14 protein-coding genes are annotated in these 16,010 nt (G+C 47.2%); 4 read left to right on the top strand and 10 right to left on the bottom strand.

Annotated features, from left to right (window positions below; all coding sequences use genetic code 11):
* Positions 1–3: 3 nt before the first annotated feature.
* Complete coding sequence (locus BM359_RS06920; RefSeq protein WP_054489620.1) at positions 4–1,113, bottom strand: anhydro-N-acetylmuramic acid kinase; 1,110 nt, start codon at positions 1,111–1,113, stop codon at positions 4–6.
* Positions 1,113–2,429: an OapA family protein gene (locus BM359_RS06915; protein ID WP_054489618.1), complete on the bottom strand. Its 1,317-nt coding sequence runs from the start codon at positions 2,427–2,429 to the stop codon at positions 1,113–1,115. Before BM359_RS06915 ends, BM359_RS06920 begins: the two co-directional genes overlap by 1 nt.
* A gap of 212 nt (positions 2,430–2,641) precedes the next feature.
* On the opposite strand from BM359_RS06915, the gene tyrS reads away from it, so the two are divergent.
* Positions 2,642–3,847: a tyrosine--tRNA ligase gene (gene tyrS / locus BM359_RS06910; protein WP_054489616.1), complete on the top strand. Its 1,206-nt coding sequence runs from the start codon at positions 2,642–2,644 to the stop codon at positions 3,845–3,847.
* Between the two features lie 61 nt (positions 3,848–3,908).
* Here tyrS and BM359_RS06905 read toward each other — a convergent pair whose 3' ends face one another.
* The 7 genes from BM359_RS06905 to BM359_RS06875 are packed head-to-tail and all read right to left on the bottom strand — an operon-like array spanning position 3,909 to position 12,538.
* On the bottom strand, positions 3,909–5,909 hold the full coding sequence (locus BM359_RS06905) for a methyl-accepting chemotaxis protein (protein ID WP_054489614.1): 2,001 nt from the start codon (positions 5,907–5,909) through the stop codon (positions 3,909–3,911).
* 30 nt (positions 5,910–5,939) lie between these two features.
* Positions 5,940–6,758, bottom strand: a complete 819-nt coding sequence (locus tag BM359_RS06900; protein WP_054489612.1) for a symmetrical bis(5'-nucleosyl)-tetraphosphatase — start codon at positions 6,756–6,758, stop codon at positions 5,940–5,942.
* A 2-nt stretch (positions 6,759–6,760) separates the two neighbouring features.
* Positions 6,761–7,135, bottom strand: coding sequence for a Co2+/Mg2+ efflux protein ApaG (gene apaG / locus BM359_RS06895; RefSeq protein ID WP_054489610.1), 375 nt, complete (start codon positions 7,133–7,135; stop codon positions 6,761–6,763).
* Positions 7,122–7,973 carry a 16S rRNA (adenine(1518)-N(6)/adenine(1519)-N(6))-dimethyltransferase RsmA gene (gene rsmA / locus BM359_RS06890; protein ID WP_054489609.1) on the bottom strand — a complete coding sequence of 284 codons (852 nt, stop codon included), beginning with the start codon at positions 7,971–7,973 and terminating at the stop codon, positions 7,122–7,124. The genes apaG and rsmA overlap by 14 nt, the downstream gene beginning before the upstream one ends.
* Positions 7,966–8,958 (bottom strand): 4-hydroxythreonine-4-phosphate dehydrogenase PdxA, encoded by a 993-nt coding sequence (gene pdxA, locus BM359_RS06885; protein WP_054489607.1) that lies wholly within the window; start codon positions 8,956–8,958, stop codon positions 7,966–7,968. The genes rsmA and pdxA overlap by 8 nt, the downstream gene beginning before the upstream one ends.
* Positions 8,955–10,253: a peptidylprolyl isomerase SurA gene (gene surA, locus BM359_RS06880; protein WP_054489605.1), complete on the bottom strand. Its 1,299-nt coding sequence runs from the start codon at positions 10,251–10,253 to the stop codon at positions 8,955–8,957. Before surA ends, pdxA begins: the two co-directional genes overlap by 4 nt.
* An 11-nt stretch (positions 10,254–10,264) precedes the next feature.
* Positions 10,265–12,538: an LPS-assembly protein LptD gene (locus BM359_RS06875; protein WP_054489603.1), complete on the bottom strand. Its 2,274-nt coding sequence runs from the start codon at positions 12,536–12,538 to the stop codon at positions 10,265–10,267.
* 139 nt (positions 12,539–12,677) lie between these two features.
* Here BM359_RS06875 and BM359_RS06870 point away from each other — a divergent pair, with 139 nt between their 5' ends.
* From BM359_RS06870 to djlA, 3 genes are read left to right on the top strand one after another with little or no spacing between them, the layout of a single operon-like run.
* Positions 12,678–13,682 carry an aminoglycoside phosphotransferase family protein gene (locus BM359_RS06870; protein ID WP_054489601.1) on the top strand — a complete coding sequence of 335 codons (1,005 nt, stop codon included), beginning with the start codon at positions 12,678–12,680 and terminating at the stop codon, positions 13,680–13,682.
* Entirely contained in the window at positions 13,679–14,347 is a 669-nt protein-coding gene (gene murU / locus BM359_RS06865) for an N-acetylmuramate alpha-1-phosphate uridylyltransferase MurU (RefSeq protein ID WP_054489599.1), read from the top strand. The genes BM359_RS06870 and murU overlap by 4 nt, the downstream gene beginning before the upstream one ends.
* A gap of 1 nt (position 14,348) precedes the next feature.
* Entirely contained in the window at positions 14,349–15,179 is an 831-nt protein-coding gene (djlA, locus tag BM359_RS06860; RefSeq protein WP_054489597.1) for a co-chaperone DjlA, read from the top strand.
* Positions 15,180–15,189: 10 nt separating this feature from the next.
* On the opposite strand, the gene BM359_RS06855 is transcribed toward djlA, so the two are convergent.
* Positions 15,190–15,993 (bottom strand): DUF3530 family protein, encoded by an 804-nt coding sequence (locus tag BM359_RS06855; protein ID WP_234972470.1) that lies wholly within the window; start codon positions 15,991–15,993, stop codon positions 15,190–15,192.
* Positions 15,994–16,010 lie beyond the last annotated feature (17 nt).

Below are 16,010 nucleotides of genomic sequence, written 5' to 3'. Positions count from 1 at the left end.
CGTCTATTGATGCAGAACTTTAGAACCTAAAACAACCGGGTGGCTGGCTCCTGTAACTTCAGGCTGGTTACCCGGTTTTTTATGCTCATAGCACCAGCCTAGCCAGGCAAAGGCCATGGCTTCAACCCATTGCGGATCCACTCCCAGGTTCTCCGTGGTATTGCATTTAGCCGGCGTCAGTAGCTCTGCAAAGCGCTCCATGAGTAACGGGTTGTTCGTGCCGCCGCCGCAAAAATAAACCGCGTGGGGTTGTTGTGGTAGTGTTTTCAGAGCATCTTTGACCGTTATAGCCGTAAGTTCAACTAAGGTGCGCTGAACATCGTCAAAAGAAAGCTGCTTTTTCTCTAATAGGGGCTTAAGCCAGTCTAAGTTGAACTCTTCCCGACCCGTGCTTTTTGGGGCAGGTTTTGAAAAGAAGGGGTGCTGAAGTAACTGTTCTAACAGCGCAGCCTGAACTTCACCTGCGCGAGCAAACTGTGCGTCTTTGTCGAAACTTTCATTCGGGTAATGCTGCTGAACCCATTGGTCCAGCAAGGTATTGGCAGGGCCTGTATCAAAGCCGAGCACCTGGCCTTCTGGACCTAACCAGGTGACATTGGCTATACCGCCTAAATTAATGACAGCAATACTTTGCTTCTGATGCGCAAATACTTGCTTGTGAAAAGCAGGAACCAGTGGAGCTCCCTGACCACCGGCGGCGATGTCTTTGCGCCGGAAATCATAAATGACATCGATACTTGTGCTAGCTGCCAAGCGGGCCGGGTCGCCAATCTGGCAGGTATAAGGGGTTTTAAAGTTGGGTTTATGGCGTACCGTTTGACCGTGACTGGCAATTGCGGTGATGCTTTCGGGTGTAAGCCGTGCCTTCACTAAAAGCGCTTTAACGGCTTGAGTGCAGTGTTCAGAAAACGCGACGTCCAGAGCTGCCAGCTCATCGGCTATCCAATTGTCGGTATGACTTATTGTCAGTAAACGAGAGCGGAGGTTTTGGGGTATCGCCAGAGAGTAGCAGGCTTCCAGTTTAACCTGACCTTGAGCGTTTATCTGGACTAATGCCGCGTCAACAGCATCCATACTGGTGCCCGACATGAGTCCGATAAAACGCTGAGGCATTATCGCATCGCCAAATAAACGCGCTTGTTGTCGTTGAGTATTGCCATCACCTGATCCGCATGCTGGCGGAACGACGGAAGTTCTGACTCAGCCAATGACTTGGCTTTGGGCAGCTCAACGGTACGCGGATTACGGTGCACGCCGTCGACAAGAAATTCATAGTGTAAATGAGCGCCGGTAACTCGACCTGTTGCTCCGACACGTCCAATGACCTGACCCTGCTTAACTCTGTCGCCATTTCTTACGTGTTTGCGACTAAGGTGCAGGTATTTGGTAACGTAGCGCTCACCGTGTTGAACAAAAATATAATTCCCGTTTAACGAGGTATAACCTGCAGCTACAACTTTTCCATCGCCGGAAGACATCACCGGTGTTCCTGTCGAAGCCGCGTAATCAATGCCATTATGCGGTCGTACTCTACCGGTAACCGGGTGCAAGCGTCGAGGGTTAAAGCTCGAGCTGATATAGGTGAAGTTTACCGGCGAGCGCAAGAAGGTTTTGCGCATGGCACGTCCATTCGGTGTGTAATATTGACCGTTGTCGTGCAAAATCGCCTGGAAGTTTTCATCCCGGTTAACAAATTCTGCGGCTAAAATTTTGCCGTAACCGACAAATTCGCCGTCGACATAGTGAGTTTCGTAAAGCACGCTAAACTCATCGTTCTTGCGTAAATCTAAAGCAAAGTCGATATCCCAACCAAAGATATTAGCAATGCGCATAATTTGATTGTCAGTCAGTCCTGAATCTATGCCTGCGTTCCAGAAGCTTGAATCAATAACGGCGTGAGTAAACTCGGTACGAATCTCGACTTCTTTGGTTTCTACCTCTGCTACAAAGTTGTCGCTTTGACGAGTAATGATGAGAGTCTCGGTATCATTGATTTGATGTGCCAGCTGAACCAGCTCGCCTTCACCGTCAGTTGCGAAGCGCAATAAGTCGCCCGGGTGAACTTTACGCAAGTACTTAGCTTCGTCACCCGACTCGGTAACGCGATACAGCTGTTGAGCGCTAAAGCCCACTTTACTGAATATTTTGGCCAGGCTGTCGCCGGACTTAACTTGATAAGTTTGCCAGGTAAGCTCGGAGCTCTCAGAATTTTCATTCGAGTTTGATTGCTCAAACGCCAGCTCCAATTGGTAGCGTTTGCCTGGCATTAACTGTTCCGCTGGCGTACTGTTCTTAGAAGCAGTCGCCGGTTCTGACGGAATGATCAGTAATAGCAGGAGAGCAACGCTGATCGCACTGATCAGAATTTTATGAGAATGCGGAAGTTGCAGGAACATCCGCTGAATTTGGGTGACAGATTTCAATGTCATATTTTAGCGCACTTCACTTTCTTTATTGTGATTATCCAGTAAACATTTGTCAGCAAACACGGGGTTTACCGCACCTGTTTACGACCACGGAATAACCTTATGGTTTCGAGGATAATACGAAAAAAAGAAGAATACCAGATTAATAAGCTTAAAACAGTGTTAATAATCGCGTAAAATGGCTGGTTTATCAGTTTTTACAGTTGGAGATGAGGATGAAAACCGAAGTGGCGGAAGCTATTGCCGAGATTACTCGCGGTGCCGAAGAAGTTTTACTCGAGCAGGAACTGGCTGAGAAATTAGCGAGTGGTAAGCCACTAATAGTGAAAGCTGGCTTTGATCCAACTGCCCCGGATCTGCACTTAGGCCACACGGTCTTAATTAACAAATTGAGAGTGTTTCAGGACTTTGGTCACAAAGTTGTGTTCCTGATAGGGGACTTTACCGGCATGATAGGCGATCCCACAGGCAAAAATGTCACCCGAAAGCCGCTGACCACTGAACAGGTTATTGCAAACGCTGAAACTTATAAAGAACAGGTTTTTAAGATTCTGGACCCCGCTAAAACGGAAATTCGCTTCAACTCTGAGTGGATGTCGAAAATGGGGGCTGCCGATATGATTAAGCTAGCTGCCCGTCAGACGGTCGCGCGTATGTTAGAACGTGATGACTTTAAAAAGCGTTACCAGAACAATCAGTCTATTGCGATTCATGAGTTTCTGTACCCGTTAGTACAAGGTTGGGACTCTGTTGAGCTAAAGGCGGATGTTGAGCTTGGTGGTACCGATCAGCGTTTTAACCTGCTAATGGGGCGCGAGCTGCAAAAAGAAGAAGGGCAGCGTCCACAAACTGTCATTATGACGCCGTTACTGGAAGGCCTCGATGGCGTTCAGAAAATGTCGAAGTCATTAAACAACTATATTGGCATTACCGAATCCGCTAATGACATGTTTGGTAAAATTATGTCGGTATCTGATGAGCTTATGTGGCGTTACTTCCAGCTGCTCAGCTTCCGCTCCATAACGGAAATTGATGAATTGAAGGCAGCGGTAGCCGACGGTAAAAACCCACGCGATGTCAAAGTACTGTTAGCAAAAGAAATTATTGCACGCTTCCATTCTGAAGAAGACGCAGAGAAAGCGGAACAGGATTTTATTCAGCGCTTCCAAAAGAATGCATTACCGGATGATATTCCGGAAAAGACGGTGCAAGTTGGAACCGAGGGAATGGCTATAAGTAATGTGCTAAAGGAAGCAGGCTTAGTTCAGTCAACCTCTGAAGCGTTACGGATGATAAAACAGAATGCCGTTAAAGTAGATGGTGAGAAGTTCAGTGATTCGCGTTATGTGTGCACTGAGAAGGACTCAGGGGTTTATCAGGTAGGCAAGCGTCGCTTCGCAAAACTTAACTTAACAGCTTAACCGTTCAAGGTTTCAGACAATAAAAAAGGTGCCAGTTGGCACCTTTTTTATTTCCGTGCTTTTAGACTCTAAAGCTCTTGATTGAGTCCTGCAGCTCATCGGCCAGTTTCGCTACTTCGTTAGACGCCTGAGCGGTTTGTTTCGAACCAGAAGCGGTTTGTTCTGCAATAGAAACAATAGCTTCAAGACGTTCGCTGATATCGTGTGCGGTACTGCTCTGTTCTTTCGCAGCGTTCGCAATATGGTTACTGCTGTCAGAGGCCTGGTGGACTGACTCAGTGATTGACTGCAGTGCCTGAGCGGCTTCATCCGACTGTTGAACACTGAGTTCGGCTTGTTCGCGGCCCTTATTCATTACACTAACAGCGCGTTGAGAGTCGTTCTGCAAGCTTTCAATCATATCCTGAATTTCTTCGGTCGACTCCTGAGTACGGCTGGCCAGGGTACGAACTTCATCGGCAACAACAGCGAAGCCACGACCTTGTTCACCAGCCCGAGCAGCCTCAATAGCAGCGTTCAGGGCAAGCAAGTTGGTCTGATCCGCAATACCGCGAATAACATCTAAAATACCGCCAATATTTTTGCTGTTCTCTGATAACTGATCGATAACCTCGGAGGCACTCTGAATTTCGCGAGCCAGGCCTTCGATAGTGGTACGGTTTTTATCTGAAATTTCCCGTACGCGCTTGGCTTCGTCATCGGAGTGCTGAATTTCCTGAAGAGCCTGATCAGCGCCATCAGCCATTTCACTCGCTGTATTATTCATTTCTTGGGTGGCTGTTGCCACTTGCTCTATTTGACGGCGCTGCTCATCAATCGCGTTCGTTGTTTCGTCAGAGACATTAGAGGACTCTTCCGCCGCTGTCGCTAATTGAGTCGCGCGGTTAGCGATACCTTCAATAAGTTTACGCAAATTGCCGGTCAGCTTGTTCGTGTTTGATGCCAGTTCACCAAACTCATCCTGAGCGTTGTAGTCGACTCGCTCAGTCAGGTTACCGTCGGCCATAATATTCAGCATATGGTTAACACGAGACAATGGCTGACTGATACTGCGTACGGTATACCAGGAAATTAAAATGGCCAGTGCAATTGAAACAACCGTAATAATGCTGTTTATCCAGCTGCTGGTTGAAATTGAATCTGTCACAGAAACTCGTGTGTCTTCAGCAATGCCACGAACCGCATTCTGCAACTCATCAGTTTCTGTCATTAACTTGTTCAACTGGGTTTGTGAACTATTCAGTGAGTTTTCCGCGTCTACGCGAAGTTGTTGACGGCGAATGACATTTGCGGGATAGGAACCATTACCCTGCAGACTGTCGATGGCATTACGAACGGTCGTGATAGCGTCACTAACCATTGTCTCAGTTCTGCCGGTTGCCTCGTTCTCTAAAACTTCTAAGCGGGGGCGGATACTGTCAATATTAATATCAATTTCACTACGAATAACTTCGGCACTGTCTAGTTTGTTGGCTTTGTTTAAGTCGTACATCAAGGTGATAAGGCTCGACAGCGAGGACTCAACATTACTGGCTTCGCGTGAAATAACTTCGTTGTTAGACATATCCATGGTGTCTAGCAGCATTATAGCAGCGTCATCGATATTGAATGCAATTTCATCCAACTGAGAAGCTGTTGTGGTTTGAAGTTCCAGGTATTCGCGTTGCTGATTGAATAAGCGGTCGATTAAGTCGACATACTTCTGAGAGTCCTTTTCAATAGCATCAATTCTGTCGCCTTGACCGGCGCCCTGAATTAATCGGTTGAGTTCGTTTAACGAAGAAAAAAGCGAACTACGGGATGCTTCAAATTCTTTTCTGTGAGCATCGACCTCGCCAACTTTTTCATCATAGAAAGTTTCTAATTGCACGCTGCCCAATTCAAGAATATCCACTTTGACGGCAGCTACTTCATTGAGCGCGGGCACGGCCTGGTCGTTGAGATTATCAACCGATGAGCCAATGCTGTTGATATTAAACAACGAGCTTAAGCTAATGATGAGTAACAGCAATGTAATGATGGCAAAACCACCAATGACTCGCATGGCAACAGTAATTTTCATGAAACTTTCCTCAGCACTGCATGATTATTATCACTTCCCGGACAAAGCCGGTTGATGAAAGAATGTCTTACTTTCAACGTTATATAACGTCATATGCTGACCCCAGACACAGCCAGTATCGAGCGCTATTACATCTTGACGTCGGGTCTCACCCATTAACGCAGCCCAGTGTCCAAATATTACGCGATTATCGGATTCAGGCCAAAAGTTAAACCACGGCTTAAACGAATCCTGCGATGAACTTTGATACGGATTATCTTTTTTAGAAAATTCGAGTTCACCATCCGGGCTGCAGTAACGCATTCTGGTAAATGCGTTCACTATAAAACGGTATCGGTCGAATTCTTGCAGACTTGAGTCCCATTTTTCAGGAGTGTTGCCAAATAGTTCGCGCATGAAGCTCTCAAATTGAGTGCTGACAAGAACATTTTCGACTTCGTTAGCGTATTGAGCTGCTTCTTCCAGCTTCCACCAAGGGTAAATTCCTGCATGGGCTATAACCGTTTCATGACTTTTTAGCTGCTGCAGCAAGGGCTGCTGACGCAGCCAGTCTAGCCAACGGAAACGTTCGCTATCAGCAAGTAAGGTGTCGAGTTTATCCTTCGGGTTTGGCTTGCGGTAGCCGAGTAATACGGCCATTAAGTTTAAGTCGTGGTTGCCCAATACAGTATGCACTGAACGGCTGTTTTGATAGAAGAACCTGAGTGCATCACGAGAGTCCGGACCGCGCGCAACAATATCCCCAACGCACCATAGAGTATCGTTTTCTGGGTTAAAACTGACTTTGGTTAGCAGAGCTTCAAGTTCGCGGAAGCAGCCTTGAATATCTCCAACAATGTAATGGCTCATAGTTAATGAATAATATTAGGAATAGCCAACCGGAATGAGGGAATCGGTGTTTTAAACTGCTCGCCCTGGGCATCTATCATCAAATAATGACCTTCCATAGTACCAATAGGTGTTGCCAGGACCGTACCGCTCGTATAGCTAAAAGACTCTCCTGCCTCAAGCTTCGGTTGTTGACCGACAACACCGTCACCAGCTACCCGGGTTATTTTACTGTCTGCATCAGTAATTCGCCATTCACGGGCAAGCAATTGTACCAACTGACTGGATTCATTGGTTATGGTTATCGTATAAGAAAACACGTACTGGCCGGCATCAGGGTTCGACTGCGCCGCTAAATATTGCGTTTTTACATCAATTTCAATTTTACTGACTGTCATTCTTTTCCGCTTGTTCTGTGAGCCAGTCCGATATTCTGCAGTAGTCATCCACCGATAACGTCTCTGGTCTGGCGCCAGGATTAATGCCAAGCGCTTCGAGTTGCTCTGCAGGAACCAGCTGTTTTAAGTTGTTACGTATTGTTTTACGGCGTTGATTGAATGCTGTCAAACATAAGCTGTGTAGCTGAGCTTTGTCTTTCACCGGGTGGGGGCTGTCTTTGTATGGCTCTAAACGAACGACGGAAGACTCAACTTTAGGTGGCGGTGTAAAGGCTGACGGTGGAACCGAAACTACAGGTGTTACTCTGCAGGCTTGTTGCACGCCGACGCTAATTCGACCATAGCTTTTTGAGCCGGGTTCTGCAGCCAGGCGATCCACAACCTCTTTTTGCAGCATAAAGTGCATGTCCTGTATGTGCTCTGCAAATTTTAGCAGGTGGAAAATCAAAGGCGTCGAAATATTGTAAGGTAAATTACCGAATACTCTTGCCTGCGCTTTCTCTGCAAACTGGCTAAAGTCGATGCTTAATGCGTCTCCCTGTATCACTTCGAGTTTCGCACTTAAAAAAGGATGGTGTTGAAGACGCTCAACCAGGTCTCGGTCAATTTCAATGACCTTCAGATGGCCGGCGCGATCCACTGTGGGTTCGGTTAACGCTGCTAGCCCCGGACCAATTTCAATGAGGTTTTCACCAGCTTGAGGGTTAATGGCATCAACTATCTGTTCAATAATGTGCTCATCGTTCAGAAAGTTCTGACCAAACCGCTTCCGTGCACGGTGCCCCAGATGGGTTTTGCTCCCGCCTGAGTGTTTACTCCCATTTTGGTTTTTACTCATAGTACGCTGCTCTTGCCATATCGATAGCGGTTTTCATTGCCAGTCGACAACTACCGTCATTTATTTTACCTGTTCCAGCCAGTTCAAGGGCTGTACCGTGGTCCACAGAGGTTCGTATATAAGGTAGACCCAGAGTGATATTTACCGCTTGACCGAAGCCCTTATATTTTAGCACGGGGAGCCCCTGGTCATGATACATAGCAACTACTGCACTGGCGTCTTCCAGGTATTTGGGCTGAAAGATAGTGTCCGCCGGGTAGGGGCCATGTAGGTTCATACCCTGTTGCTTCAGATGCTCTATGACTGGAGATATAGTCTCAATCTCTTCACGGCCCAAGTGTCCGGACTCTCCGGCATGAGGGTTTAAACCACAAACCAGAATTTTGGGGTAGGACTCACCAAATTTCTTGCTCAGGTCGTTATGCAGAATCGTTAAAATGTTGGTCAGGCGCTCTTTGGTCACTGCTTTTGCAACATAGGCTAAAGGGATATGAGTCGTTACCAAAGCAACGCGTAAGCCTTCGGTGGCCAGCATCATCACAACATCATTGCAGTTGGCTTCGTGGGCTAAAAACTCTGTGTGTCCCGAGAAAGCAACGCCTGCCTGGTTAATCACGCCTTTATGCACCGGACCTGTGACGATTGCATCGAACTCGCCTGCAAGGTTGCCATCGGAGGCTCGCTTTAAACAGTCCACTACGTAATGACCGTTAGATACAGATAGCTGACCGGCGGTGACTTCTTCGCATACAGGGATGTGCTCAACCCATAAATGCCCTGGCTGGTGTTCCGGCACGTCCTCACCTTTGCGATAGCGATGCAAAGTAATAGGCAGGTTGAGTTGCTCAGCGCGCTGTTTTAATAAGTTTTTGTCGGCACAGACAATCACAGCAGCCGGCCAGGGCTGCTGTGCAATTTTTATAATCAGATCCGGGCCTATACCTGCCGGCTCACCCGGTGTAAAAACTAGTGTCGGTAGACTCACTCAGCAACTCTTCTGACATAGGCCTGCTCGCGTTTTTCCTGTAGCCAGTTATCCAACTCTTCGCGGAACTTCCGACTGAAAAGCATTTGATAAGCTCGTTCTTGTTTGCTTTCTTCAGTGGCGTCCTGAGTTCTGCGTTCAGTAACTTCCACTATGTGCCAGCCAAACTGAGTACGGAAAGGTTCGCTTATGGTGTTTGCTTCAATGGTTTCAACTTTTTGCTTAAATTCTGGCGCGTATTTGTCAGGACGTGCCCAGCCTAAATCACCGCCGCGTGAGGCTGAACCCGGATCCGATGAGTGCTCTCGGGCAAGTTCAGCAAACGTTTTTTCACCATTGGCAATTTGCTCACGATAGTTGTTGAGCATTTCTTTCGCTTTATTGTCCGACAAGATAACTGATGGTTTTACTAAAATATGTCGAGCTTTGACTTCCTGGACTTCTACCGTTTGTTCGCCACGTTTGTCCTGAACTTTTAGAATGTGAAAGCCAATACCGCTACGAATAGGACCAACAACTTCACCAACGGGTTTTCCGTCGACGGCTTCAGCAAATAGTGTCGGCATACTGTTCGCTGTCATCCAGCCCATATCACCACCTTCTAAAGCAGCAGAGCCTGATGAAGAACGTACCGCCAGGTCAGAAAAGTCCCGCCCTTTTTCAAGAAGGCTTAAAACGGCATCAGCACGTTCTTTGGCTTTTTCAAGTTCAGCTTGCGAAGCATCGGAATCCGCGGCGATTAATATTTGAGCCAAGCGGTATTCTTCCTGAACTTCCTGATTATTATCAATGAGTTTTACCAGGTTATTTATTTCCTGAGGCGTAATTGCAACTCGTTGTCGCACGGCAGCTCTTTGAACTTGCTGAATAACAATTTCATTACGGACATTTTCCCGGTACGAAGCCCAGGTCATGCCGTTATTGACCATCTCTTCGCGCAGCTCAGCAACAGTGATGTTTTGATTGTTGGCGATGTCGCTAATGGCTTGCTCAAGTTGACCGTCATCGACCTCGATGCCCATGCGGTCAGCCATCTGAAGCTGAATTTCCTGTAATATTAAACGTTCAATTGCCTGAGTTTCCAAAACCTCATCGGAAGGGGCATTACCATTATTAAAGTTTTGACTGTTTTTTACTTGCCGAACCAGATGATCAATTTGGCTTTGCAGAACCACGCCTTCGTCAACAATAACGACGACACGATCCAGAATCTGTTGAGCCTGAACGCTATTATTCAGCAAAAGGGACGATGCTATCAGCACTGCTGCTGAACAAAACATTGCAATTTTTTTCATTATACCTACCACTAGTTACTGAGATAAAAAGGACGGCGGTAGCCGTACGTACTTTTCTCAAGCATGTTAATTAGACCACTGTTATCAGAAGCTAATCCACTGATAATAAATTGTATACTAATGCCGTTGTCAAACTGTGTGTCGCCGTTTATCTGGTTCTCACTAAATGCTGGCTCGAGATCACGGTTTATCCGTCGGTAAGCACTAACTCGTAATGCCCAGCAACAACTGCTGTATTGGACGCCCACCATAGCATCATTTAAACGGTCATGTGTGAGATCGTAAAAGACATTTGCAGCTACTTGCCAACGCGAACTAGCCGACCAAACTGCTTGTGTTCCAACCTGCTCTATATCGTTATTCAAAATATTTGTTGCTGTGCGGTGACTCACTTGTATCAGGTTCGAATCGTCTTTGCGAAACTCTACCGCGGTCTGACTCTTACGGGTGCTGTTAAGTTCCGTATCGTATTGAATTGAGCTGCGTAACGACCAATTCTCATCAACCGCCCAGTTTATATCGGCCACCCACTCACTGTTACTGGAAGTGGTGGTTTCTTCATTAGCGGCAAACAGCTGCGTGCGACTGTCTTCAATGTTGTATATTTGACCAAGACTGGCGCGTAGCATTTCACGTTCATTCTGAGTGAACAAACTGCTACTGATTCCGTAAGTTACCTGGTTGGCCTCTGCTATGCGGTCCAGACCTGAAAACCTGCGGCTACGGAATAAACCATGATAGTCGTCCTGTAACAACGAGGTGTCGTAAATACCGATGTCTTGTTGGTTTTCATAAGGCACGTAAAGGTATTGAATTTGCGGCGATAACGTTTGGCGGTATTGCTCATTGCCAATTTCAACAGACCTTTCCAGGTGCATACGAGCTCTGACCCGTGCTCTTGGCAACGTTCGTGTGACACTTTCCGCAATTGCACTGTCGGGACTTTCCTGCCAGTAGCGCGTATAGAGATAAGACAGTTCTGCTTCGGTATCGAAGGCCGGTTTTTCATAACGATACTTTAGACTTGGCTCAATATGGGCGCGGGTAGCGTATTCGCGTGATTGATCCTGATTCTGAAAATAAGTCAGCTCGTTATAAATACCTGCACTGAAACCATGAAGAGTCTTTGCACTATAGTCCACGCTCAATTGTGGAAGTGTCCGGTAGGGGCTTCGATAATCACCTATCAGTTCATAGTCTTCAGTCCGCAGCTGGGCGGTCCAGTTATCGTTATCGTAGTCCAGCTGTGCGACACGGTATAAATGAGTATCGGCTCTGCCAGCGAAGTCACTGCCAAAGTCGTTTAAATAATTGTCGTCACTAATTTCGGTGGCATCCAGGTAAAAGCTCAGGTCCGGATTAATTTGTGCTGCATGCTGAACATGCCAAAGGTAACGCTTTTTATTTTCGATGCGGGTATCGTCATTACCTAAATACTCTAAATTGAATTGTCCGGCATTTTGCTCAAACAGATAGCGATACTCGCCTTTCAACATAGTGCCGCGTTCGGACATATAGACTGGTGCTATAGTCGCATCCATATTGGGTGCAATATTAAAGTAATAAGGTATTTCTACTTCAAAGCCACTGTTAGATGATGAGTCAAAAGTAGGGTAAAGCAGCCCGGTTTTTCTCGCGTCACTTATAGGGAAGTTAAAGTAAGGCAAGTAAAGAATGGGCACATCGAATAGCTCGAAACGGGCGTGCCAGGCTTCCCCGAAATCACTGGTTTCATTAATTTGAATACGCTGAGCGCGTAATTGCCAGGCCGGTGAATCTCCGGGACAAGTGGTAAAGCTTGAGTCTTGCAGTAACACCTCTTGTCGCGATAAAGAGAGACGTTCAGCATGGCCACGGGCATTATGGTCCTGCAGACGATAATCGCTATTATAAAGCTCTGCTCTGTCTTCATTCAGGTCGAGAAATAAAGAATCGCCTTTGACGTTAAGGTAGCCGTCACTAAAGGTAATACCGTCAGAGGCAAAAATCTCCCCTTTTTGCTGGTCGATAGTCGCTTCTGATGTGGATAGCCATTGCCCATCACGGTGAATGATAACATTACCGGTAAAGTACGCTTTTTCATCTGCAAAAATTTCGGCGCTGCGCGATTCAACGCCAATAGTGCCTGCTTCAGTTTGCTGCAGTTGCACTGAACCAATTACATTTTCTGCGGGCCGGGAAGCCTCACAAGCCATGCCTTGTTGCACGTTTTGATTTTGTAAAGCCGCTAGCGCATCGCCAGTAAACGACAGTAGCATCAGCGGAGTAATAAACCTTAGCAGCAATTGAATCTTCCGTTCGTTGTTATTAAATGCATTTATTCTGTTTTGCAGCGCGAGGGTATAATAAAGCAATTTTGTTTGTTTCGCTATTTGGTACACTGCTAGTTTTAAGGCTTTGCGACAAAATTTGGTGGAGGATAATTTGGAAGACAAACGAGAAGTGGCTCTGCAGGCTTGGTGCGAAGCCCAGACCGGGGTTCCCCAGCCGACTTTAGAGGTTGTATCCGGCGATGCCAGTTTCCGTCGTTATTTTCGGGCAACTGACGGAAAGGAAAGCCTGATAGCGGTTGACTGTCCACCGGAAAAAGAACCTATGGAACCTTTTTTGGCGGTTGCACAAGCTTACGCTGATGCTGGCGTTACTGTGCCTGAAATTATCGCAGCCGATACCGAGCAAGGTTTTATGTTGCAGTCAGATTTCGGCCAGATTTTGTTGCTCAGTAAGCTGCACCCTCGTAATGCCCGGCAGTATTACCAGCAAGCTTTAGCGGCTTTGCCGAATATTATGTCAGTACGCAGTACCGAGTTAGGTGAATTGCCTGCGTTCGACACGGCTTTGCTCAAACGCGAGTTGTCGTTGTTTAAAGACTGGCTGCTCCAGACTCACTTAAACCTTAACTGGAATAATGAAGACCAGGAAATTTGGCAGCAATTCAGCCAGCAACTGATTGATAACGCGCTGGAGCAACCTCAGGTTGGCGTGCACAGAGACTACCACTCACGTAATTTAATGCTGTTGGATGACGACAGCATTGGGGTTATTGATTTTCAGGATGCAGTGTTGGGACCGGTCACCTACGATGCGGTATCGCTGTTACGAGATTGCTATATTGAGTGGCCAGATGAATGGGTGGCTGAACTGGGTGAGGGCTTACGGCAACAGCTCGTTGAGTCAAATCATTTAGCTGCTCAGATTGAGCCTGAACAATGGCAGCATTGGTTCGACTGGATGGGCTTACAGCGTCACACTAAGGCCGCAGGTATCTTCGCTCGCCTGGCTCATCGTGACCACAAGCCGGGTTACTTACAAGACGTACCCAGAACTTTAGGTTATTTACAGCGAGTAAGCGCTAACTATTCACAGTTGTCGGATTATAACCAATGGCTGGAAAAACGTGTCATACCGGCCTGGAAGGAAGCAAAGTGAGAGCAATGATCTTAGCCGCTGGCCGAGGCAGTCGCATGCGGCCGTTAACCGATAATCAGCCTAAACCTTTACTACCCATAGCGGGTAAACCATTGTTGGCTTATCACTTAGAAAAGCTGGCGCAGGCTGGCGTGAATGAGGTTGTTATTAATCATGCCTGGCACGGTGAGCAAATTGAGAACTTTGTTGGTGACGGCAGTCGGTGGGGGTTACAGGTTTCTTTTTCCGCAGAACCGGAAGGTGGGCTGGAAACTGCTGGTGGCATTATTAAAGCCTTGCCCTTGTTAGGTGATGAACCTTTCTGGGTCATTAACGGAGATATTTGGACCGACTGGGATTACCGTGATCTGCCGACTCAACTGGAAGCAGAACAGTTGGCGCATTTGATCATGGTTAAGAACCCAGTTCATCACCCAGAGGGCGACTTTGCTTTAGAAAATGGTTTGTTGGTTAATGACGGAAACGACCGCAAGACGTTTTCCGGTGTTGGCTTATACCGAAAAGAGCTGCTGGAACCATACCCTCAGGGAAAGCAGCCACTTAAAACCTTCTTTGACCGGGCAATAAATCAAAGCAGGTTAGCGGCAAGCTATTGGGAAGGGCACTGGACCGACGTAGGGACCCCTGAGCGGCTGCATCAACTTAACCAGCAGTTGGAGAAATAACATGGTTTGGGGAAAAGTAGTAGGAGCCTTGGCAGGTTTTGCATTTATGAAATGGCCGGGCGCTATTTTAGGCGTTCTGATTGGCCATTGGTTTGATCGGGGAATGGCTCAGGACTTTTCCCAAAAAGGCGCCTGGGGACGCTTTTTATACGGTGCAGAGAAGGCTGCCGGGGATGCCAACTTCATTTACACCTTGTTTGCTGTAATGGGTCATGTTGCCAAGGCAAAAGGAAAAGTAACAACCAGTGACATTGCGCAGGCGCAGGAGCTTATGCGGCGCCTGAACTTAAGTTCTGATGCAACCCGTGAAGCGCAGGAAGCGTTCAGAGAAGGTAAAGAACCGACATTTCCTTTGCAGCAGGTCATGAAAGATTTTAGTGCGTCCTTTTACGGCAACCGGGATGTCTTGCAGCTTTTCATGGAGCAGTTAATTGGTCTGGCATTGAATGACGGAATTCTGGAAAAGTCGGAGCATGAAGTGCTGGTTAACGTTGCTAAGTCTCTGGGCTTTACGCGCTTTCAGTTAGACCAATGGTTAATGATGGAAAAAGCGGCTTTTCGTTTTCATCAGCATCGCCGTCAGCAGCATCAACAACAGCGTAAAACCACCAGTCAGGATGAAATTAACAACGCCTATGAAGTGCTTGGGGTGACCGCCCAGAACAGTAACGCTGAAATTAAAAAGGCTTATCGTAAACTTATGGCCCGACATCATCCGGACAAGCTGGCATCGAAAGGCTTACCTGAAGAAGTCATGAAGCAGGCTCAGCAACGGGCGCAGGATATTCAGGCGGCTTATGAAAAAATCAAAGAAAAGCGGGATATTCGTTAAAAGATTGCTGCTAAAAGCCGTGAAACTCAAGCCAGCCTTTTATGGTTGAGATTAACTCACGCTGCCCGGCATTCCCGGAGTTGATAAGTTGTCGCTGCCGGTAAGCCGGGTGCTGATATTTACTCGCCAGCTTTTTGCGCAGTTGCCAGTGCTTGCTTATCCATTGATTACTTTCAGCACTGCGAATATCCAGAACCGGCAGTTGTGACTGACTAATACGGTCGGCAAGAGCGCGGTTATACTGAAATTGCGGAACATAAGCATTAATCAGGACGATAGCATCCGGCATTATCGACGGATCACTTTCTAACAGTCGCAAAGTAATATCCGCTGTAATACCTTCAACCACCCACACTGAGAAGCCCGGCCGGCTTAAGGTCTCGTCCAGAAGCAGTGTCATGCGTTGTTGCAAGGCGCCAACCAGAGGCTCGAAGACCTCTTCATCAGCTGCTTCAGGAAAGTGTGTGGCACTGGCGGGGGTCTGCAGATTGTCCGTGCGTATGTCATTTTCCGGCGGAGTGAGCGCCCAGGTGGTCCAGCCAAAATCCGGTGCGTTTTCATACACCGGGCGAATATAAAAAGACTGCAAGGGATGATAGTGCCAGTCGGGTATAAGCACGATTTGACCGCGCTCAAAAGCCTGTAGGTATTCTTTCTTTAAAACCAAATAGCGTTGGTCGTCATTACCGGACAACCAGTGTAGCTGGTCTTGCGGTAAATAACGTTGTAAGTCGTCCTGGCTGACTGCGGGACTGATACACAGTGCCGCGAGTAGCAATAATGAATAACGCTTCATGCAGCTTATATCGGCCACAGCGGCGTCAGCTTGAG

The sequence above is a fragment of the Idiomarina abyssalis genome (assembly GCF_900116625.1).
In the GTDB taxonomy this organism is placed as follows: Bacteria; Pseudomonadota; Gammaproteobacteria; order Enterobacterales; family Alteromonadaceae; genus Idiomarina; species Idiomarina abyssalis.
This window is presented reverse-complemented; position numbering and strand designations above follow the sequence as displayed.

Excerpts from the sequence above, each read along its gene's own strand:
- surA (WP_054489605.1), bottom strand. The coding sequence starts at position 10,253 with ATGAAAAAAATTGCAATGTTTTGTTCAGCAGCAGTGCTGATAGCATCG.
- djlA (WP_054489597.1), top strand. The coding sequence starts at position 14,349 with ATGGTTTGGGGAAAAGTAGTAGGAGCCTTGGCAGGTTTTGCATTTATG.
- tyrS (WP_054489616.1), top strand. The coding sequence starts at position 2,642 with ATGAAAACCGAAGTGGCGGAAGCTATTGCCGAGATTACTCGCGGTGCC.
- BM359_RS06915 (WP_054489618.1), bottom strand. The coding sequence starts at position 2,429 with ATGACATTGAAATCTGTCACCCAAATTCAGCGGATGTTCCTGCAACTT.
- BM359_RS06920 (WP_054489620.1), bottom strand. The coding sequence starts at position 1,113 with ATGCCTCAGCGTTTTATCGGACTCATGTCGGGCACCAGTATGGATGCT.
- BM359_RS06900 (WP_054489612.1), bottom strand. The coding sequence starts at position 6,758 with ATGAGCCATTACATTGTTGGAGATATTCAAGGCTGCTTCCGCGAACTT.
- rsmA (WP_054489609.1), bottom strand. The coding sequence starts at position 7,973 with ATGAGTAAAAACCAAAATGGGAGTAAACACTCAGGCGGGAGCAAAACC.
- BM359_RS06905 (WP_054489614.1), bottom strand. The coding sequence starts at position 5,909 with ATGAAAATTACTGTTGCCATGCGAGTCATTGGTGGTTTTGCCATCATT.
- apaG (WP_054489610.1), bottom strand. The coding sequence starts at position 7,135 with ATGACAGTCAGTAAAATTGAAATTGATGTAAAAACGCAATATTTAGCG.